Raw genomic sequence first — 337 nt, 5'->3', positions numbered from 1 at the left:
CGCATGGCGGAAATTCGCGTATTGGATAAACATACCGCAGAGCTTATTGCCGCCGGCGAGGTAGTCGAGCGACCGGCGTCGGTTGCCAAAGAGTTGTTGGAAAATGCCATTGACGCAGGTGCTACCCAGATCACCCTTTCGGTTACCCGCGGGGGAATTGCACAGCTGCAAATCGTGGACAACGGCAGCGGTATCGAAGCGGAATATATTGACAAAGCGTTTATCCGCCATGCGACTAGTAAAATTGCTTCGGCAGAAGATCTGAGCCATATCCATACACTGGGCTTCCGGGGCGAAGCGCTGGCGTCTATTGCCAGTGTGGCCAAAGTGGAAGTGC

General features: G+C 54.3%; 1 protein-coding gene. It reads left to right on the top strand.

Features of this window, described 5'->3' with window-relative positions; genetic code table 11:
- Positions 1-3 precede the first annotated feature (3 nt).
- Positions 4-337: DNA mismatch repair endonuclease MutL (mutL, locus tag H6B10_RS15830; protein ID WP_204652404.1), on the top strand; the 334-nt coding region annotated here is incomplete at its 3' end.

The organism is Gemmiger formicilis, from assembly GCF_016901605.1.
Classification (GTDB): Bacteria; Bacillota; Clostridia; order Oscillospirales; family Ruminococcaceae; genus Gemmiger; species Gemmiger formicilis_B.
This window is presented reverse-complemented; position numbering and strand designations above follow the sequence as displayed.